Below are 18,115 nucleotides of genomic sequence, written 5' to 3'. Positions count from 1 at the left end.
TTGAACAAACTTCATCAGACTCGCGCTCTACTGGGGTTCTGCGTTTCGGTGTTTTTCATGTTCAAGGGAATTTGTGCAATCGCGGCGTTGTTGGCCGCGGTTTTTTTCGGGCAGACGTCTTTTGCGGCGTCGCGTTGCGACGTCAATGTACCGACCGAACGGGTCGATCTGGCACAGGTGAGCCTGGCGTACCAGAGCATCGGTCGTGCGTCGGATCCGGCGTTGCTGCTGGTGATGGGCCTGGGCGGGCAGTTGATCCACTGGCCGGACGAAGTGGTGGTCGCGCTCTGTCAACAGGGTTTCCGGGTAATTCGCTATGACAACCGCGATGTCGGGCTGTCGACCTGGCGCCAGGCACCGGCCGAGGCCAACCTGACGTTTGAAGTCTTGCGCTACAAACTCGGCCTGCCGGTGGCGGCGCCTTACAGCCTGACCGACATGGCCGACGATGCGCTGGGCCTGATGGACGCGTTGCATGTCGAGCAATTCCACGTGCTCGGCGCGAGCATGGGCGGGATGATCGCCCAGCATCTGGCGGCCATGGCGCCGCAACGGGTCGAGAGCCTGACGCTGATCATGACCAGCTCCGGCGCCGAAGGTTTGCCGGCACCGAGCGCGGCGCTGGTGCAGCTGTTGTCGCGGCGCGGAGCACCCAATCGCGAAGTGGCGCTGGAGCAACAGGCCGATCTGCTGGCGGCGCTGGGCAGCCCGATGGTGACCGATGATCGCCAGGTCCTGTTGCATCAGGCGGCGGTGGCCTATGACCGGGCGTTCAAACCCGAAGGCGTGAAACGCCAGATCATGGCGATCCTCGCCGAACCGAGCCGGGTGGCGCTGCTCAACCAATTGCGGGTGCCGACCCTGGTGGTGCACGGCACGGCGGATCCGTTGCTGCCGGTGATGCACGGCGTGCATCTGGCGGCACACATTCGGGGCAGTCAGTTGAAGCTGATTCCGGGCCTGGCCCATCGCTTTCAGGAGGCGTTCAAGGCGCCGTTGCTGGCGGCGGTGCTGCCGTATCTGCAGCAGCACCGTGAAGACACCTCGCACTGGGCGCAGATCGAACCGGTGGGCGAGCGCAACCTGCTCTAGCGGGGGATCGTGCAGATCATGAGCGAGTCCCGGGGCGGCATCGTGAACTGAATTCAGCGCACGATCTTGTCCACGTGAATCCCCAGTTTCTTCAATCGATACCAGAAACTGCGCTCGGAAATCCCGATCAGCTGCGCCGCCGCAGCCTGCACACCGTTGCTCTGCGCCAGCGCGGCGAGGATGTAGGCTTTCTCCACCTCGGCCAGCGCCGCTTCCAGGTCGGCCGGCACGCTGCCTTCGGCAACCGGAGCACCCGGCTCGCTCGGCTGTGAGGCAAACAGATACGCCGGCAGGTCCTGCTCTTCGATCTGCGCGCCGGAAGCAACGATGGTTGCGCGCTCGACGCAGTTCTGCAGTTCACGAATGTTTCCCGGCCACGAATAACGGGCCATCGCCTGCAACGCCTCGGCACTGAAACCGCTGAAGCGTTTGCCCGCAGCAGCACCCAGGGTGTGGGCGAAATGCCGGGCCAGCGGGGCGATGTCTTCGACCCGCTCACGCAAGGCCGGCAACGGAATCGGGAACACGTTGAGGCGGTAATACAGGTCTTCGCGAAACTCCTTGTTGGCCACCGCGTCCAGCAGGTTCTTGTTGGTCGCGGCGATGACTCGCACATCGACCTTGCGCTCGCGCGGATCACCCACCGGTTCGATGACGCGTTCCTGCAGGGCACGCAGGATCTTCGCCTGCAACGCCAGGGGCATCTCACCGATTTCATCGAGAAACAGCGTGCCCTTGTCCGCCTGCTGGAAGCGCCCGATCCGGTCCGATACCGCGCCGGTGAACGCGCCCTTGCGGTGGCCGAACATTTCGCTTTCCAGCAGTCCTTCCGGGATCGCCGCGCAGTTGACCGCGACAAACGGCTTGTCGGCGCGATTGCCGTGCTTGTGGATGGCCCGGGCGACCATTTCCTTGCCGGTGCCGCTTTCGCCGGTCAGCAGGATGGTGGCGTTGCTTTCGCGCACCGAGTCGATCGCGCTCAGGACCCGGCGAAAGCTCGGGCTGTCGCCCACCAGACTGTCGATCTGCTGATGCTCGTCGAGTTCGGCGCGCATGCGCAGATTGTCTTTGAGGATGTCGCGAAATTGCAGGGCCTTGCTGACGGTGATGTCCAGCTCATCGATGTCGAAGGGTTTGGCGATGTAGTCGAAGGCGCCGTTGCGCATCGACTGCACGGCGTTTTTCACCGTGCTGTAGGCGGTCATCACGATCACCGGCAACTGCGGGTAACGGGTCTTGATTTCCGCCAGCAATTGCGGGCCGTCCATGCCGGGCATGCGCCAGTCGCTGATCACCAGATCGATGTCTTCGGACTCCAGCACCTTGAGCGCGTGCAGGCCGTTACTGGCGGTGAACACCGCAATGTCGTTCTGACTCAGGGCCGATGCCAGCAGGTCGCAGAGCTTGGGCTCGTCGTCCACCACCAGTACGTTATGCGTCATCGCTGTCCTCGTCGAAATCTTCACCGTTGGCCGGAATGTACAGGCTGAAGGTGGCTCCGGCATCTTTTTCGCTGACGCACTCGATGCGCCCGTCATGGTTTTCCATGATCGAAAAGACTTTGGCCAGACCGAGCCCGGTGCCGGACGCCTTGGTGGTGACGAACGGTGTGAAGATCCGTTCGAGCATGTCCGCTTCGATGCCCTGGCCCGTGTCGCTGATACTGAGGACCGTATTGTTTTCGTCGGTGTGAATGCCCAGGGTCAGACGACCGCCGTCGGGCATGGCGTCGATGGCGTTGACGATCAGGTTCAGGCCCGCCTGTCTGAGTTGCTTTGCATCGGCGTACAAGGTCGCACCCGGCGCACGGTCGTCGATCCGCACGTCGATCTTGTGACTGGCCAGCTCCGGCGCGCAGAAACCCACCAGATCATCCACCAAGGGCCGTGCCAGTTGGGTCGAACGCAGTGGTGCACTGGGTTTGGCGAAGTCGAGAAACTCGGTTATCAGGTCATTGATGCGGCTGACTTCACTGACCACGTATTCCAGATGACGCTTGTCGGTCTCCGGCAGGTCGGCGCGCCGGTGCAACAGTTGCGTGGCGGTCTTGATGATGCCCAGCGGGTTGCGGATTTCATGAGCCAGGCCCATCGCCACCTCGCCCAGGGCGTGCAGACGGTCACGGCGCCGCAGTTGCGACTCCAGATGCTGCAACTCGCCGAGGCGTTCGCTCATGTGGTTGAAGATGCTGCTCAGTTCCGCCAGTTCATCGCCGCCGGTGACCGGCAGGCGCTGGCGGTAATCCCCGGCGATCACCGCTTGCACGCCTTTGGCCAGCCCCCGCAGCGGCTTGGTCAGGCGTTCCGACACCAGCCAGCCCACCGCCAGCGAAGCCGCCGAACTGAGAATGAAGATGAGGATGAACAGGTTGCTCTGATTGACCAGTCCCACCAGCGTGGTGTGGCGCAGCAGACCGCTGAATACCACGCCTTGCAGCTCGCCGTTTTCGTTGAGGATCGGTCGGTAGATGCCGCTGTAGCGGTTGGTCGACTGCTCGATCGGCTGGCGGGTGCTGCGCAGTTGCTGTTCGATGTTTTCCGGCACGATCGCCGGATGATCTTCGAAGCGCTGAGTGGAAAAGATCTCGGAGAAATCCGCGTCCCTGGCCAGGTACAGGCGCAGGTCCAGGGAATGCACGTCGGCGACGCTGGTGAGGAAGCTGTTGTCGAGGTAGGTCACCACGATCAGTTTGTAGTCGGTGCCGTCCTGCTCGGACTCGAAGGTCGAGACCACGGCACCGGTCGCCACGCCGCCGACCTGCAACGTCTGCAACACGGCTTTGGGCGCGGTGCTGATCTGCCGCACGATGTCGTCGGCGGCGGTGCTGAACACCACCTTGTGATCGCTGTTGCGCATCAGTGCGACCACGTCGATACCCATGGAGTCGGCAATGTCGGCGGTGAGCTTGTCGCGTCTGGACGACTGCCGGTCCGTAGGCGGACGGGTATAGCGCAGGAACAGCTGAGCGGCCCGGGCATTGTCGCGCACGATCTCGCGGATTTCGTCCTCGACGATCTTGGTCGATTCCTGCAGCCAGATGCGCACGTTGCTGTCGAAAATCTGCGACAGGGTGGTGGCCGCCAGTTCGGCGGCGATCATGGTCGGAACCACGCTGACCAGCCAGAACGCCAGCACCAGTTTGCGTTGCAGGCTCCAGCCGGAAAGGGCGAAGGGTCGGGCGGTGGCGCGTCGGTCTCTGCTCATCATGCTCGCTTATTGTTGTTCGCTTATCGCGGTCGCCATGGCCGGATCGGTGCGGTCCGGGCGGATGAAAATCTTCACCAGCCGCAGCAGGTGATTGAGTACGGGATGGCGATGGCGGAAAAACACCGTATTGCCGATGAACGAACAGCCCAGGCGCAGCTTACTGGCATAACCGGCCTGGCCGCACGCGTAGATCGGAATCCGGTGTTCAATACAGTAGCCGACATTCGCCAGCCAGCTGCGCATGTACAGCTTGTGCTCGCGGGTGCGGGCCAGATCGTGGGCGAAGAACTTGTCCACCAGACGCTGTTCGTCCAGCAGCACCAGGTTGAACGCGACCAGCTCATCGCCGACCCAGTACAGGACGCAGGCGGCGCGTTCGTCGAGGTGTTCCAGCACCTGGCGGAAATAGGCCGCCGGCAGGCATTCGAAGGCCAGGTCGCTGCGCGCCAGCGTGGCTTCGTAGAGCCGCATCATGGTCGGCAGGAGGTCGTCCACCGAACGTCGCCATTCGATGCGCGGGCCGGTTCCGCGCAAAGTCCGGCGCAGCTCCTTGCGGGTGGATTTACCCAACGTGCCAAGGTAGGCGTCGACCGAGGCGAAGGTGATCGGCAGCTCGGCACCGGGCAGTCCCGGCATGCTTTGCAATCCGGCTGCGTGACAGGCTTGCAGCCATGACGGATTGCGATGGGAAGCGTCCTTGACCGCCAGCAGGCCGATCCCGGCCTGATCCGCATCCTCGCGGGCCAGTTTCAGCAGGTGCGCGAACAGCGATGGCAAACGGGCCGGATCGAGTGACGGGAGCGTGCCGACATGGCATTGCTCGGCCACCGGCGAACCGAGGGCGTACAGACGAATGTCGAACAGCCCCGGCCATTGCCGGCGCAGCCACTGGCTGACACGTTTGCCGGTGCCTTGCAGGGTGGTGTCCAGCGAATACGCGGTGGTAAACGCCACGACCCCCGCAATCAGGCGCTGCTCTTCGAACAACGCCAGATAGCGCCACTGAAAGCCCTCGATGCCGGCCCGTTCAATGGCGCGATAGTAGGCCCAGTCTTCGAGTTCATCGGGAAAGCAGGCATTCCACGCGTCGCGATCAATCGCTTCGATGGTTGAAAAGGCTTGGGCCGTGATCACGTCGTTTCCTTAACCGGCATGGCAGGTCGTTTTGCAGTCGCTTCACGCTCGCTGCCGGTATTCCTCGGTGGGCAGGGAATGAGCGGAGGACGCAAGGTCGGTGCGGTGGTTGTCGATGAATTGCACGCTCAGTTCCACGACACGTCGGTACTGCAGATCGACGGTGATCATGTGATAGCAGTCGTCCAGCAGGATCTTCACCACTTCGCCGCCGAGCTTGCGTTCCACATAGTCGGCATTCCAGCGACTGGTGATGTCGTCCTCGATGGAATGCAGCACCAGTGCCGGCACGGTGATCGAAGGCATGCGTTTGCGCACCACGGCGTTCATCCGGTGCAGTTCGCGCACCGTCACGCCTTCCATGGTCAACAGGCCGGCCTCACTGCTGTGGCCTTCTTTCATCTGCCGCTCGACGATGGCCCGCAGGCGCTCGTTCTTGATGCCGTAGGGCGGTTTCTCTTCGAACCTGCAGATGTGCACACCGAACGGGATTTTCATCAGCAACGGCGTCAGGAATGCCAGTTTGTGGATGCTCCAGCCGTCGTACTTGAGCGTCGTGGAATACATCAGCAACCCGGCCACCTGACCCGGATGCTCGGACGCCACGTACATCGACATCACCGCACCCATCGACAGGCCGCCGACGAATACCTTGCTGTGCTGGCGACGGATGCCGACGAAGGTCTTGCGCACGCCTTCGTACCAGTCACGCCAGCCGGTGGCCTGCAGGTCGGCGTTGCCGCCGCAGTGTCCGGCCAGGGTCGGCACGTACACCGTGCAACCGGCCTTGGCCAGTCCCACGGCGACCCGACGCAACTCCGTCGGGGTGCCGGTGAGGCCGTGGATCAACAACACCCCGACCTCCCCCGTGCCGAGAACGAAACCGGCGTCACCTTCGCCCAGATCGATCCCGGCCGCGTTCATCGCTTCATCGCCCGGGCCAGCAGACGGTCGAGCAGGGCGAGGCCCAGGTCGATTTCCGGGTAGCTGATTTCCAGCGAAGGCGCGAGGGTGATCACGTTCTTGTAGTAACCGCCCACGTCGAGGATCAGGCCCAGTTTGCGCCCGTCGATTTCGATGTCGCCTTTCATGCCTTCCTCGACCATGAAGTCCAGGGTGGCCTTGTCCGGGGTGAAACCGTCCGGGGCGCAGATTTCGCAGCGCAGCGCCAGGCCCAGACCATCGACGTCGCCGATGATCGGGTAGCGCTTCTGCAGATCCTGCAGGCCTTCAAGGAAGTATTTGCCCTTGGCCATGACCATCGCGCCGTAGTCGACTTCGCTGGTCATCTTGAACATTTCCAGGCCTACCGCCGTGCCCAGCGGGTTGGAGGCGAAGGTGGAATGGGTCGAGCCTGGCGGGAAGACTTTCGGGTTGATCAGCTCTTCCTTCGCCCAGATGCCGCCCAGCGGGTTGAGGCCGTTGGTCAGCGCCTTGCCGAAGACGATCACGTCCGGTTTGACGTCAAAGTGTTCGATCGACCACAGCTTGCCGGTGCGATAGAAGCCCATCTGGATTTCGTCGACCACCAGCAGGATGCCGTGCTGGTCCAGCACATGCTTGAGTTCGCTGTAGAAGTTCATCGGCGGGATCACATAGCCGCCGGTGCCCTGGATCGGTTCGACGTAGAACGCGGCGTATTCGCTGGCGCCGACTTTCGGGTCCCAGACACCGTTGTATTCAGTCTCGAACAGGCGGGCGAACTGCTGCACGCAATGGCTGCCGTATTCTTCCTTGGTCATGCCTTTCGGGCCGCGGAAGTGGTACGGGAACGGGATGAAGTTGGCGCGTTCGCCGAAGTGGCCGTAGCGGCGGCGATAGCGGTAGCTGGAGGTGATCGACGAGGCGCCGAGGGTACGACCGTGGTAGCCGCCTTCGAAGGCGAACATCAGGCTCTTGCCGTTGCTGGCGTTACGCACGACCTTCAGCGAGTCCTCGATGGACTGCGAACCGCCGACGTTGAAGTGCACGCGACCGTCGAGGCCGAACTTGTTCTTGGCGTCCACGGCGATCATTTCCGACAGCTCGATCTTGCCCTTGTGCAGGTATTGGCTGGCGATCTGCGGCAGGGTGTCGATCTGCTGTTTCAACGCATTGTTCAGGCGCGGGTTGGCGTAACCGAAGTTGACCGCCGAGTACCACATCTGCAGGTCGAGGTAGGCCTGGTCTTCGGTATCCCAGACGTAGGAACCTTCGCAGCGGCTGAAGATGCGCGGCGGTTCGATGTAGTGAACGGTGTCGCCGTAGGAGCAGTATTTGGCTTCTTTTTCCAGAAGGATCTGGTCTTCCTGGGTAGCGATTCGAATATCAGACATGGTGGAAGAGTTCCTGGGTTTCCGGGTTGAAAGTGGTGGCGTTGGCGGCGCTGGCTTTTGGCAGCAGGGCCAGCAGCGCTGGCAGTTCGGCGAAACTGTCGAAGCGGGCGTAAGGGATCGCGTGGCGCTCGCAGTAATCGGCGAGGCGACCCTTGGCGAAGACGAAGTCGGCGGTGGAGGACACGCACATGTCGGACTGGCCGTCGCCGATCACCAGCACCCGTTTGTTGCCGGGCGTGGATTTGCATTTGCAGTTGCCGGAGGCCGCGCGGCAGGCATCGCTGGAATGCGGGAAGTCGATGCGCCAGCTCTCGTGATCGAGTTGTCGCAGACGGTTGGCGAGGATCGGCAGCAGGGTCACGTAGTTGCGCGAAAGAATCCGCGCGATGCCTTGCTCGATGCCGTCGCTGACCACTTCGAACGAAGCGCCCAGGCCGATGGCGTGATCGACGAAGTCGGGGAAGTCCGGATCGATCTCGATGCTGTCGAAGAATTCCAGCAATTGGCCGGGCGTGGCCTTGACCAGCGAGAGCTGGCGGCTGAGGCATTCACGGGAACCGATTTCACCGGCCAGCCACTGGTTTTCGATCGTTTCCCAACTCGGGTCGGCGAAGCGTTCGAGGATGCTGTCGATCACGTCGGTGCGGGTGATGGTCCCGTCGAAATCACACACGATATGCCAGTCAATCATCTGCATTACCTATTGGTCAGAGCGCGTTGTGTGCGCTTGCCGGGGGGTAGAGCAGGGACTGTGCCAAGTGCCGGGAGCCCTTGCGGGCGGGGCCGATGAGGCGCTTTGGCCATTCGAAGCTACAATTTTTGTAGCTCGCTACAAACAACATGAGTGCTTGCGTGGCGGGTGGCATCCGGGGGTTGATGCGCGCATGTTCAATTAAAGGAATGGCCTCATGAAGAGGAAGACACTGTTTTTACTCGTGGCGCTGAGCGCTTTTTCGGCCAGCGCATTCGCGGACAGGATTACCGGGGAAGCGGGCGCGGGCCTGGGCTATCAGCCCCATGACCCGAGTGGCAGCCGTTATGAAACCCGTCCGTTGCCGTATCTGGACCTGGACTGGGGCGATGTCAGCCTCAGTACCGACGACGGCCTGACCTGGAGTGCGTTGAAGACCAATGGTTTCAGTGCCGGGCCCTACCTGAATTACCTGCCGGGCCGCACGTCCAACGGCGAACTGCGCGGCTTGCGCGATGTGCCGGACATGGCCGAGGCCGGTGGTTTCGTGCAGTACGCACCGGCTGACTTCTGGCGGGTGTTCGCCTTCGTTGGCCAGGCCATCGGCGGTAATGGCGGGCAGGGCGGCGTGCTCGGTCGGGTCGGCGGCGAAATCGGCTATCCCCTGGGTGGCGGCGTGATCGGCAGCAGCAACCTGACCGCGCATTTCGCCAACGCCCGGCAGAACAATACGTTCTTCGGTGTCAGCGACAAGGAAACCCTGACGTCCGGCATCCGTGCCTATAACGCCGGTGGCGGCCTGCAGAACATCGCGTTGACCCAGAGTTTCGAGTTTCCGCTTGGGCCGCAATGGTCGCTGGTGACCAGTGCGAGCTGGATTCACCTGACGAACTCGGCGGCTGACAGCAGCATCGTGAAAAGCGTCGGCGACACCAACCAGGGCGAGGTGCAGATGGCGATCGCCTATAAATTCAAGTGACCCCGGCGGGAACTGGTCTGGCCTTTGCAGACAGCCGTGACGAACCCATTGTTTCAGGATGTTCTTCATGGCTCGCCCTGCTTACCGTCTGCTGGCCCACTCGTTGTGGGACCTGATTCCCGTCGCCCTCGGCCTGGCCCACTTTGCCTTCGTGGTGTGGCTGGTCCTGGCCTTTCATGCGCTGTCCTGGTGGGCGCTGGTGCCACTGGCGCTGGGCTATGCGGTGAGCCTGTCATGGAGCATCAACAGCATTTCCCACAACCAGATCCATAACGCCTACTTCACCCCGGCATGGCTCAATCGCGCCTTTGACCTGCTGCTGTCGGTGACCATCGGTTTTTCCCAGACCCTCTACCGCGATATCCACAACCGCCATCACCGGGGCAACTCGGACCGGCCGGGGGCGGATGGCAAGACCATCGATCCGCTGTCGATCTATCAGCGCGGCAAGAATGGCCAGCCCGAGAATCCCTGGGCCTACACCTTTCTGAGTTTCTTTCGTGACGACCCCAAGCCGATCTACGACGAGATGCGGCGCAAGCGTCCCGCCGATGCGCGTTGGGTCAAGGTTGAAATCGCTGTGACGCTGGCGTTCTACGCCGGGCTGGCAATCTGTGACTGGCGGGCGGTGCTGGTGTTGCTGCCGTTCTGGTATCTGGGCCAGGCGCTGTCTTCGCTCAACGGTTACTACGAGCATTTTGGCGGCAACCCGGATTCGCCCATCGCCTGGGGCGTCAGCGCCTACAGCCCGCTGTACAACCTGCTGTGGATGAACAACGGCTACCACGCCGAGCATCACTACCGGCCGAAAATGCACTGGATCCGGGTCAAGGCGTTTCATCGGGAGATCGCCGGGCAGCAGCGGGAGGCGGGGGTGAAGGACATTCCGGTGGCCCATGGCCTCGGGTTTCTGGTGGCGCATCGCAAGGATTGAGTCGCCGAAACCGTGGGAGCCCGCAGGCTCCCACGACCGTTCACCTCAGTTTTCCTCACCTTCGGCCAGCAGCGCGATGCCGCCCATGATCACGGCCACCCCCAGCCAGTGCAGCAGGCTGATCTGTTCACCCAGCCCCAGCCACGATCCCAGCAACACGCCGACGAACACCAGCGAACTGAGCGGGAACGCCAGGGACAGGCTGCTGCGCCGCAGAATCAGCATCCAGACAAAGAACGCGCCGATGTAACAGGCGATTGCCACCAGCACGCCCGGCGCCTGGGCGACGCCGAGCAGCCATTGCAGGGTGAAGTCCATTTGCCCCAGTTGATCGCCGCCGATCTTGGTCGCGATCTGTCCACCACTTTCCAGAATGATCAGCAACGCCCAGAGCACCACGGTGCCGAGGCGGCCGTGCAGCCAGTCCATCGAGCCATTCCTTTTGAGTATCAGTTGAGAATCAGGCATGGCCGACACACACGAGCATCACGCCCGCCGTAATCACCAGAGTGCCCAGCCAGCGTCGGCGGCTGACGGTTTCGCCGAGGAACTGCTTGCCGGCCAGCACCACGCCGCAATAGGCCAGTGCGGCGGCGGGGAACAACAGGCTCAGCGGCGCCCGGGACAGCGCTTCGAGCCAGACGAAAAACTCGATCACGTAGGCGCCGATCCCGCACCACAGCAGCGGCGCATTGAACACCTGGCCCCAGAACGCGCCCAGCCGAAAACCGCCTTCCAGTTCTGGCAAACGGTCCAGGCCGAGCTTGAAACAGAGCTGGCCTATCACGTCCAGCACGATGGAAAACGCCACCAGCAAAATCACGGTCAAGGTCATGGGAACAGCTCCTCGAACAACTCGATCAGCGCCTGATTGGTCGCCGAGTTGCGCAGCAGATCGGTCTCGCTCCAGCGTTCGGCCGGGGGCTGGTCGGACCTGGCTTCCCAGCGCTTGAACGCATTGCTGAAGGCCGGACGGGCGAATTCACCGCAAATGTCGATGCCGAGCACGCGCTTGCTGGCCGCCAGGCTGCGAATGGCCTGAAGCAAGTGGCTCAGACGCATCTGGCCCTGATCCCAATTGGTCGCGGCGTCTTCGCTGGCCAGCACGTCCTTGTCGATGGTGATCCACACGGCTTTGGTCGGAAGACTGGCGATCATCCGGTCGAGAAACGCCGACCAGTCCTGATCGGCCAGATTGTGCCAGTGCAGCAGGTTTTCCTGTTGCTGATGGCCGGCGCCGTCACCGACCCGACCCCAGACTTTCGACGGCGGGTGCTGCCACGGAAACAGCTGCAACACCCCGCGTTTGAGCGCCCCGAGATTGCCGCCCTTGATCTGCGGATTTTGCAGATCGTCGCTGCACGGGCCGAGGGTGACGATACGTTCGATGTTCGGCAGTTTCAGCGCCTGATTGACCCACGAGCCGCAATGGCGACGGGGCGCGAAGTGCACCCAGTCGGGATGGTTGTCGAAGTGGATCAGGCTCACCGGCTCCGGCAGGTCAGTCAGGAACGCGGGCGTCAGATGGTGGTAGTCGCCGGAGCCGACGAAAAAGATTTCCGGTGCAGGGCCGCTGTGCCGGGGCCGCTCGCGCAGGCGTTCGGCAAAGCGGCGGAAGGTGCGCTCGCTGGACCAGAGCCGCAGTTTCGGGCCGAGGTCGAGCAGGTCCAGGCGCCGGGCACGGCCACTGTCGAGCAGCCGCGCGATGGACGCCTGAGCGGTCAGGCTGTGGTCGAGATCTAAAATGTTCAAGGTCGCAATTCACCCTTGGCAGACCCTCCCAGACACCGGCCTCATCGAACATGAGCGCCGGCCGGACGGGCATTTCGGGGTAAATGCAAGGGACGGGCCAGCCTTTTTGGCGTCAGGCGTGCAGGCGTACCCAGACGCTGACCAGCACGGTTGCCGCCATCAGCCATGCCACTGCGGCAACGGCCAGCGAAGCTTCGAGGCGCAGCCGGTCGACCATCACGTACAACGTCGCGAGATACACGAAATACGGAATGATCGACCACATGCCGAACACGATGGTGGTCTTCAGATCATCGACCGAGCGACCCTTGCCGACGATGTAGTGGGCGATCAGGGCAAAGGTCGGAAACAGCGGCACCAGACCGGCGATGTAATAGTTTTTGGTTTTGGCCAGCATGGCGAGGATCACCACCACCGCCGCACCGAGAAAGGCTTTGAAAATCAGATCCACATCGTTCTCGCTTAATGGCTCAGGCCGTATTTTTTCACTTTGTCGAACAGCGTGGTCTTGGCCATGCCCAGCTCCAGACTGGCCTGGGTCAGGTTGCCGCCGCTGCGCTGCAGGGCATCGCTGAGCAGGTTGCGTTCGAAGGCTTCCACCGCTTCGGCGAATGCCAGACCTTGCCCGCCGCTGCCGGCACCGGACTTCTTGAACGCCGGCAGACCGAGAGCGAAGCGCTCGGCGACGTTGCGCAACTCGCGCACGTTGCCCGGCCAGTCGTGGCTCATCAGGCTGGACAGGGTCTGGTTGTCCAGCTCCGGCAAGGTGCGATCGAAGCGCAGGGCCGACTGCTGGGTGAAGTGTTCGAACAGTTGCAGGATGTCTTCGCGGCGCTCGCGCAGCGGTGGCAGTTCCAGTGTCACCACGTTGAGGCGGTAATACAGGTCACTGCGAAACTCCCCGGCCTTGCTCGATTCGTCGAGGTCGGACTTGGTCGCCGCGATCACCCGGCAATCCACCGCCACGCTCTGGTTCGAGCCGAGGCGTTCGAGGGTGCGCTCCTGCAACACCCGCAGCAGTTTGATCTGCAACGGCAGCGGCATGCTTTCCACTTCATCGAGGAACAGCGTGCCGCCGTCGGCGTGCTCGATCTTGCCGATGCGCCGCTTGCCGGCGCCGGTGAAGGCGTTGGCCTCGTGGCCGAAGATTTCGCTTTCGAACAGGTTCTCCGGCAGACCTCCGCAGTTCAGGGCGACGAACTGTTTGCCGTGGCGACGGCTGAAGTCGTGCAGACAACGGGCGACCAGTTCCTTGCCGGTGCCGGTTTCGCCTTCGATCAATACGTTGGCCGAGGTGTCGGCGACGTTGGCGATCAGCTCGCGCAGGTTCTGCATGGCCGGCGAGCGTCCGATGATCCGTCCTTCAAGGGAATCGCGTTCGGCCAGTTGCCGACGCAGGGACGAGACTTCGCGGGCCAGGCTGCGTTGCTCCAGCGCACGCCGGGCGACGTCCACCAGACGTTCCGGAGAGAACGGTTTTTCCATGAAGTCATAGGCGCCTTTCTGCATGGCGCCGACGGCCATGGAGATGTCGCCGTGACCGGTGATCAGCACCACCGGCAGGCTGCGGTCCCGTTGCTTGAGGCGGGTCAGCAGTTCCAGGCCATCGATGCCGGGCAGGCGAATGTCGCTGATGACGATGCCGGCGAAGTTGTCACCGACCTGCTCCAGCGCTTCCTCGGCACTGCCGACGCCGATGCAGGGGATGTCTTCCAGGGCCAGTGCCTGCTGGCAGCCGAGCAGCACATGGGGATCGTCTTCGACGATCAGCACACTAAGGTCGTTGTTCATATTGGCTCGGCAGGGTCAGGGCTTACCAACGGTAAACTGAGGACGAAAGTAGTGCCACCGCCGGCCGGGTGTTCGACACCCAGATGCCCGCCGGTGGCGGCCGCCAGACTGGCGGAGAGGGTCAGGCCGAGGCCCAGGCCCTGTTCGCCGGGTTTGGTGGTGAAGAACGGCTCGAACAGATGCTTGCGCGCTTCGGCGTCGATGCCGTGACCGTTGTCGCGCACCCGCAGGCGATATTTGCCGTCGAAGGCTTCGCCTTCCAGCCACAGTTCCGGCAACGGTTGTGCCTGCATGGCGTCGAGGGCGTTGCCGATCAGGTTGACCAGAATCTGTTCCAGCCGTGTCTGGTCGATCTGCACCTGGACATCGTCGAACCGGCGATGAATCTGCAGGGCGGCGTGTTCGACCCGTGCGCCCAGCACTTGCAGCGCGGCGTCCACCGCTTTGCCAAGGCTGGCGCGGCCCTTGTCGTCGCCGCGCCGGGCGAACGAGCGCAGGCTGGCGGTGATCCGGCCCATACGGTCGATCAGGTCGTTGATGGTCTTGAGGTTGGTGCTGGCGACGTCGAGCTGGCCGCGCTCCAGAAAACGCACGGTGTTGCCCGACAGCGTGCGCATCGCCGCCAGCGGCTGGTTGAGTTCGTGGGCGATGCTGGTGGACATCTGGCCGATGGCCGCGAGTTTGCCGGCCTGCACCAGTTCGTCCTGGGCACGGCGCAGGGTTTCTTCGGCCTGACGGCGTTCACGGATCTGGCTTTTGAGCCGTTCGTTGCTGGCACGCAGGTCGGCGGTGCGTTCGGTAATCCGACGCTCCAGCTGATTGTTGGCTTCCTGCAGGGCCTCGCGGGCGGCGAGGCGGGTGGCGATGACCTTGCGCCGCTCGTTCCAGGCAATCAGCAGGAACGCCACCAGCGCGAAGGCGACCGCCACCAGAATCCCCTGATTGATCGCTTCGCGCCGCAGATCCTGCAACGGCGTGAGCAGGGTGAAATTCCACGGGGTGTCGCTCAATGGCCGGGTTTGCGCCAGGTAGCTGATGTTCTCTTCATCGCGGTCCTGTTGCGGCAGCACTTCGCTGTTGGCCGGGAAGGTGAGTTTTTCCACGCCTTCGGCCAGGGTTTCCCGGGCCAGCGGTTGCAGTTCGTTGAGCGGGAACCAGTAATACTGCAGGCTGCGGGCAAGTTTTTCCTTGGTCTCGTCGCTCAGCGGCACCACGGATTTCAGGCGCCGGGCCGGATCGCTGGAGAGAATGATGATGCCGTTCTCGTCACTGACGAAGGCTTCCAGACGTGCCCGTTGCCAGCGCTCCTCCATGGCTTCCATGCGCACCTTGACCACCGCGACGCCGATGATCTTGCCGTGTTCTTCCAGGCCGTGGGCCAGGTAATAGCCGGGTTCACCGTTGGTGCTGCCGATCCCGTAGAAACGTCCGGGCTGGCCGCGCACCGCGTTCTGGAAATAGGCACGGAAAGACAGATCCTCCCCAAGATAGCTGTCGACATCGCGCCAGTTGCTGGTGGCCATGACCCGACCGGTGGTGTCCATGACGTAGATGGCCCGACTGCGGCTGCGCCGGTTCAGGCCTTCCAGATAATCGTTGACCGTTTGCCGGTGCTCCGGGGTCGGGTCGCCGAGCAGCTGCGAAACGCTGGATTCGAGTTCCAGCAGGCTGGGCAGGTAGGTGTATTTGCTGATTTCGCTTTCGACGGCCCGGGCGTTGAGTTCGAGCTGGCGCTGGCCGTTTTCGCTGAGGCTGCGAATGCCGAAGTGTTCACTGACCCAGAAGCCGGCATACCCCAGACCGACCATCAAAACGATGATCAGCGGCGGCAGGAACAGATGGCGGATCAGACGGGGTTTCACGGCAAGTGATGGCGTGGTTGCGCGATAGAGATTGGGGTCGCATTTCATCACAGATGCCTTGGGTCAACCACAACACTTACCTGAAAGCTGCCACTGCCCCTGTGGGAGCTGGCTTGCCAGCGATAGCGGTCTGTCAGTCGACATCATCGACAACTGACAGGGCCCCTTCGCGGGCAAGCCCGCTCCCACAGGGATCGCAGTGTTTTAGTGCTGCAGGATTTTCTCGAGGAAATGCTGCGCGCGTTCGGAGCGTTGGCTGATGTCGCCGAAGAACTCTTCCTTCTTGCAGTCTTCGATGATCTGGCCCTTGTCCATGAAGATCACCCGATCCGCCACCTTGCGGGCAAAGCCCATTTCGTGGGTCACGCACATCATGGTCATGCCTTCGTGGGCCAGTTGCACCATCACGTCCAGCACTTCGTTGACCATTTCCGGATCCAGCGCCGAGGTCGGCTCGTCGAACAGCATGACGATCGGGTCCATCGCCAGCGCACGGGCAATGGCCACACGCTGCTGCTGGCCGCCGGACAGCTGGCCCGGGTGTTTGTGGGCATGCGCCGACAGACCGACGCGCTCCAGCAATTGCAGGCCTTTTTTGGTTGCTTCTTCCTTGCTGCGGCCCAGCACCTTGATCTGCGCGATGGTCAGGTTCTCGGTGATGGTCAGGTGCGGGAACAGTTCGAAATGCTGGAACACCATGCCCACGCGCGAGCGCAGTTTCGGCAGGTCGGTCTTCGGGTCGGCAATCGAGGTGCCGTCGACCACGATGTCGCCTTTCTGGAACGGCTCAAGGGCGTTGACGCACTTGATCAGGGTCGACTTGCCCGAACCGGATGGCCCGCAGACCACGATCACTTCACCTTTCTTGACCTCGGTGCTGCAATTGGTCAGCACCTGGAAGTCCCCATACCACTTGTTGATGTTCTTGATAGAAATCATACGGCGAACCTTTTTTGCAGACGCTTGACCAGCTGCGAGGCGGCAAAGCTGATGATGAAGTACACGAGACCTGCGAAGATCAGGAACTCATTCGAACGGCCAATGATGTCGCCACTGGCGCGCGAGGCGTTGAGGAAGTCCACCAGGCCCACGGTGTAGACCAGCGAGGTGTCCTGGAACAGGATGATGCTCTGCTGCAGCAGCAGCGGGGTCATCTTGCGGAACGCCTGGGGCAGGATGATCAGGCGCATCATCTGGCCGTAGTTCATGCCCAGTGCCTGGGCGGCACCCATCTGGCCTTTGGGGATCGACTGCACGCCGGCCCGGACGATTTCGCAGAAGTACGCCGCTTCGAACATCATGAAGGCCACGATGCACGAGGTGAACGCGCCGATCGGGGTGTCTTCGCCGGTGATCCAGCGCAGCACGAACGGCACCGCCAGGTAGAACCAGGTGATCACCAGCAGCAGCGGGATCGAGCGGAAATAGTTGACGTAGGCGCCGGCGAGGTTCGACAGCAGTCTGTTATGGGACAGACGGCACAACGCGAGGAGGGTGCCGAGGATGATCCCGCCGACCACGCCCAGCGCCATCAGCTTGAGGGTCATCAGCATGCCGTTCCACAGGCCGGGAATGGCCGGGACGATGCCACTGAAATCGAATTCCATCATTTACCCCCCACGGAGATCAGGCCGGGCACGGCGACTTTCTTCTCGACCATGCGCATCAGCAGCATCAGGCTCATGTTCAGGGTGAAATAGATCAGGGTCGCCAGGGTGAACGCCTCGAACAGGTTGGCCGAGAACTCGGCGGTCTGTTTGGTTTGCGCCAGCAGTTCCATCAGACCGATCAGCGAGGCCACGGAGGAGTTCTTGAACACGTTCAAAAATTCCGAGGTGAGCGGCGGAATGATGATCCGGTAGGCCTGGGGCAGCAGCACGTTCCAGTAGATCTGCGGCAGCTTGAAACCCATGGCGCGGGCGGCGGATTCCTGGCCGCGTGGCAGCGCCTGGATACCGGTGCGAACCTGTTCGCAGACCCGGGCGGCGGTGAACAGGCCCAGGCACACGACGACGCTCAGGTAGGCCGAGGTGGTCGGGTTCAGGTCCTGCTTGTACCACTCCTGCAGGTTTTCCGGCAGCAGATCGGGCACCAGGAAGTACCAGATGAACAGCTGAACCAGCAGCGGCACGTTGCGGAACAGTTCGACGTAGCAGGTCGCGATGCCCGATACGATGCGGTTCGGCACGGTGCGCATGATGCCCAGCAGCGAGCCGAGTATCAGGGCGATGATCCAGGCCACGATGGCGATGGCGATGGTCCAGCCCAGGCCGGAGATGAACCAGTCGAGATAGGTCTCGCTGCCCACGCCGGTGGACTTGAAGAACACGCCCCAGTCCCAGTTGTAATTCATTAGGG

18 protein-coding genes are annotated in these 18,115 nt (G+C 62.4%); 3 read left to right on the top strand and 15 right to left on the bottom strand.

Going from position 1 to position 18,115, the window contains the following annotated elements:
- The first annotated feature begins 57 nt into the window (after positions 1 to 57).
- Positions 58 to 1,092 carry an alpha/beta fold hydrolase gene (locus tag BBF94_RS08885; RefSeq protein WP_065258667.1) on the top strand — a complete coding sequence of 345 codons (1,035 nt, stop codon included), beginning with the start codon at positions 58 to 60 and terminating at the stop codon, positions 1,090 to 1,092.
- Between the two features lie 53 nt (positions 1,093 to 1,145).
- Here BBF94_RS08885 and BBF94_RS08880 read toward each other — a convergent pair whose 3' ends face one another.
- The 6 genes from BBF94_RS08880 to BBF94_RS08855 are packed head-to-tail and all read right to left on the bottom strand — an operon-like array spanning position 1,146 to position 8,439.
- Complete coding sequence (locus BBF94_RS08880) at positions 1,146 to 2,534, bottom strand: sigma-54-dependent transcriptional regulator (RefSeq protein ID WP_065258666.1); 1,389 nt, start codon at positions 2,532 to 2,534, stop codon at positions 1,146 to 1,148.
- The gene (locus BBF94_RS08875; protein ID WP_065258665.1) at positions 2,524 to 4,296 is read right to left on the bottom strand and encodes a sensor histidine kinase; all 1,773 of its coding nucleotides are present in this window, start codon (positions 4,294 to 4,296) and stop codon (positions 2,524 to 2,526) included. The genes BBF94_RS08880 and BBF94_RS08875 overlap by 11 nt, the downstream gene beginning before the upstream one ends.
- 9 nt (positions 4,297 to 4,305) lie before the next feature.
- Positions 4,306 to 5,433: a GNAT family N-acetyltransferase gene (locus BBF94_RS08870; RefSeq protein ID WP_065258664.1), complete on the bottom strand. Its 1,128-nt coding sequence runs from the start codon at positions 5,431 to 5,433 to the stop codon at positions 4,306 to 4,308.
- 42 nt (positions 5,434 to 5,475) lie between these two features.
- Complete coding sequence (locus BBF94_RS08865; RefSeq protein ID WP_065258663.1) at positions 5,476 to 6,357, bottom strand: alpha/beta hydrolase; 882 nt, start codon at positions 6,355 to 6,357, stop codon at positions 5,476 to 5,478.
- Positions 6,354 to 7,748, bottom strand: coding sequence for an aspartate aminotransferase family protein (locus BBF94_RS08860; protein WP_065258662.1), 1,395 nt, complete (start codon positions 7,746 to 7,748; stop codon positions 6,354 to 6,356). Before BBF94_RS08860 ends, BBF94_RS08865 begins: the two co-directional genes overlap by 4 nt.
- Positions 7,741 to 8,439, bottom strand: coding sequence for an HAD-IB family phosphatase (locus BBF94_RS08855; RefSeq protein WP_065258661.1), 699 nt, complete (start codon positions 8,437 to 8,439; stop codon positions 7,741 to 7,743). Before BBF94_RS08855 ends, BBF94_RS08860 begins: the two co-directional genes overlap by 8 nt.
- Positions 8,440 to 8,656: 217 nt before the next feature.
- Here BBF94_RS08855 and BBF94_RS08850 point away from each other — a divergent pair, with 217 nt between their 5' ends.
- Complete coding sequence (locus BBF94_RS08850) at positions 8,657 to 9,418, top strand: MipA/OmpV family protein (protein ID WP_065258660.1); 762 nt, start codon at positions 8,657 to 8,659, stop codon at positions 9,416 to 9,418.
- A gap of 67 nt (positions 9,419 to 9,485) precedes the next feature.
- The gene (locus BBF94_RS08845; RefSeq protein WP_065258659.1) at positions 9,486 to 10,352 is read left to right on the top strand and encodes a fatty acid desaturase family protein; all 867 of its coding nucleotides are present in this window, start codon (positions 9,486 to 9,488) and stop codon (positions 10,350 to 10,352) included.
- A gap of 45 nt (positions 10,353 to 10,397) precedes the next feature.
- Here the strand turns inward: BBF94_RS08845 and BBF94_RS08840 are convergent, their stop codons facing one another.
- From BBF94_RS08840 to BBF94_RS08800, 9 genes are all read right to left on the bottom strand, one after another.
- Positions 10,398 to 10,781, bottom strand: coding sequence for a DMT family transporter (locus tag BBF94_RS08840; protein WP_404820924.1), 384 nt, complete (start codon positions 10,779 to 10,781; stop codon positions 10,398 to 10,400).
- Positions 10,782 to 10,812: 31 nt separating this feature from the next.
- On the bottom strand, positions 10,813 to 11,187 hold the full coding sequence (locus tag BBF94_RS08835; protein ID WP_065258657.1) for a DMT family transporter: 375 nt from the start codon (positions 11,185 to 11,187) through the stop codon (positions 10,813 to 10,815).
- Positions 11,184 to 12,104, bottom strand: coding sequence for an arginase family protein (locus tag BBF94_RS08830; protein ID WP_065258656.1), 921 nt, complete (start codon positions 12,102 to 12,104; stop codon positions 11,184 to 11,186). Before BBF94_RS08830 ends, BBF94_RS08835 begins: the two co-directional genes overlap by 4 nt.
- A gap of 112 nt (positions 12,105 to 12,216) precedes the next feature.
- Positions 12,217 to 12,546: a GlpM family protein gene (locus BBF94_RS08825; protein WP_176704437.1), complete on the bottom strand. Its 330-nt coding sequence runs from the start codon at positions 12,544 to 12,546 to the stop codon at positions 12,217 to 12,219.
- Positions 12,547 to 12,566: 20 nt separating this feature from the next.
- Positions 12,567 to 13,895 carry a two-component response regulator AauR gene (gene aauR / locus BBF94_RS08820; protein ID WP_065258654.1) on the bottom strand — a complete coding sequence of 443 codons (1,329 nt, stop codon included), beginning with the start codon at positions 13,893 to 13,895 and terminating at the stop codon, positions 12,567 to 12,569.
- Entirely contained in the window at positions 13,892 to 15,805 is a 1,914-nt protein-coding gene (gene aauS, locus BBF94_RS08815) for a two-component sensor histidine kinase AauS (RefSeq protein ID WP_065258653.1), read from the bottom strand. Before aauS ends, aauR begins: the two co-directional genes overlap by 4 nt.
- A gap of 156 nt (positions 15,806 to 15,961) precedes the next feature.
- Positions 15,962 to 16,696 carry an amino acid ABC transporter ATP-binding protein gene (locus BBF94_RS08810; protein WP_065258652.1) on the bottom strand — a complete coding sequence of 245 codons (735 nt, stop codon included), beginning with the start codon at positions 16,694 to 16,696 and terminating at the stop codon, positions 15,962 to 15,964.
- A complete protein-coding gene (locus tag BBF94_RS08805) occupies positions 16,693 to 17,364 on the bottom strand; it encodes an amino acid ABC transporter permease (protein ID WP_065258651.1) in 672 nt (223 codons plus the stop codon). Before BBF94_RS08805 ends, BBF94_RS08810 begins: the two co-directional genes overlap by 4 nt.
- Positions 17,364 to 18,110 carry an amino acid ABC transporter permease gene (locus BBF94_RS08800; RefSeq protein WP_065258650.1) on the bottom strand — a complete coding sequence of 249 codons (747 nt, stop codon included), beginning with the start codon at positions 18,108 to 18,110 and terminating at the stop codon, positions 17,364 to 17,366. The genes BBF94_RS08805 and BBF94_RS08800 overlap by 1 nt, the downstream gene beginning before the upstream one ends.
- Positions 18,111 to 18,115: the final 5 nt, after the last annotated feature.

This window comes from Pseudomonas bananamidigenes (assembly GCF_001679645.1).
Classification (GTDB): domain Bacteria; phylum Pseudomonadota; class Gammaproteobacteria; order Pseudomonadales; family Pseudomonadaceae; genus Aquipseudomonas; species Aquipseudomonas bananamidigenes.
The sequence above is the reverse complement of the archived record's forward strand: the minus strand, read 5'-3'. Positions and strand labels throughout refer to the sequence as shown.

What these genes read in the sequence shown, in the direction of transcription:
- BBF94_RS08885 (WP_065258667.1), top strand. Translation starts at nt 58, where the DNA reads ATGTTCAAGGGAATTTGTGCAATCGCGGCGTTGTTGGCCGCGGTTTTT.
- BBF94_RS08880 (WP_065258666.1), bottom strand. Translation starts at nt 2,534, where the DNA reads ATGACGCATAACGTACTGGTGGTGGACGACGAGCCCAAGCTCTGCGAC.
- BBF94_RS08875 (WP_065258665.1), bottom strand. Translation starts at nt 4,296, where the DNA reads ATGAGCAGAGACCGACGCGCCACCGCCCGACCCTTCGCCCTTTCCGGC.
- BBF94_RS08865 (WP_065258663.1), bottom strand. Translation starts at nt 6,357, where the DNA reads ATGAACGCGGCCGGGATCGATCTGGGCGAAGGTGACGCCGGTTTCGTT.
- BBF94_RS08860 (WP_065258662.1), bottom strand. Translation starts at nt 7,748, where the DNA reads ATGTCTGATATTCGAATCGCTACCCAGGAAGACCAGATCCTTCTGGAA.
- BBF94_RS08855 (WP_065258661.1), bottom strand. Translation starts at nt 8,439, where the DNA reads ATGATTGACTGGCATATCGTGTGTGATTTCGACGGGACCATCACCCGC.
- BBF94_RS08850 (WP_065258660.1), top strand. Translation starts at nt 8,657, where the DNA reads ATGAAGAGGAAGACACTGTTTTTACTCGTGGCGCTGAGCGCTTTTTCG.
- BBF94_RS08845 (WP_065258659.1), top strand. Translation starts at nt 9,486, where the DNA reads ATGGCTCGCCCTGCTTACCGTCTGCTGGCCCACTCGTTGTGGGACCTG.
- BBF94_RS08840 (WP_404820924.1), bottom strand. Translation starts at nt 10,781, where the DNA reads ATGGACTGGCTGCACGGCCGCCTCGGCACCGTGGTGCTCTGGGCGTTG.
- BBF94_RS08835 (WP_065258657.1), bottom strand. Translation starts at nt 11,187, where the DNA reads ATGACCTTGACCGTGATTTTGCTGGTGGCGTTTTCCATCGTGCTGGAC.
- aauR (WP_065258654.1), bottom strand. Translation starts at nt 13,895, where the DNA reads ATGAACAACGACCTTAGTGTGCTGATCGTCGAAGACGATCCCCATGTG.
- aauS (WP_065258653.1), bottom strand. Translation starts at nt 15,805, where the DNA reads ATGAAATGCGACCCCAATCTCTATCGCGCAACCACGCCATCACTTGCC.
- BBF94_RS08810 (WP_065258652.1), bottom strand. Translation starts at nt 16,696, where the DNA reads ATGATTTCTATCAAGAACATCAACAAGTGGTATGGGGACTTCCAGGTG.
- BBF94_RS08805 (WP_065258651.1), bottom strand. Translation starts at nt 17,364, where the DNA reads ATGGAATTCGATTTCAGTGGCATCGTCCCGGCCATTCCCGGCCTGTGG.
- BBF94_RS08800 (WP_065258650.1), bottom strand. Translation starts at nt 18,110, where the DNA reads ATGAATTACAACTGGGACTGGGGCGTGTTCTTCAAGTCCACCGGCGTG.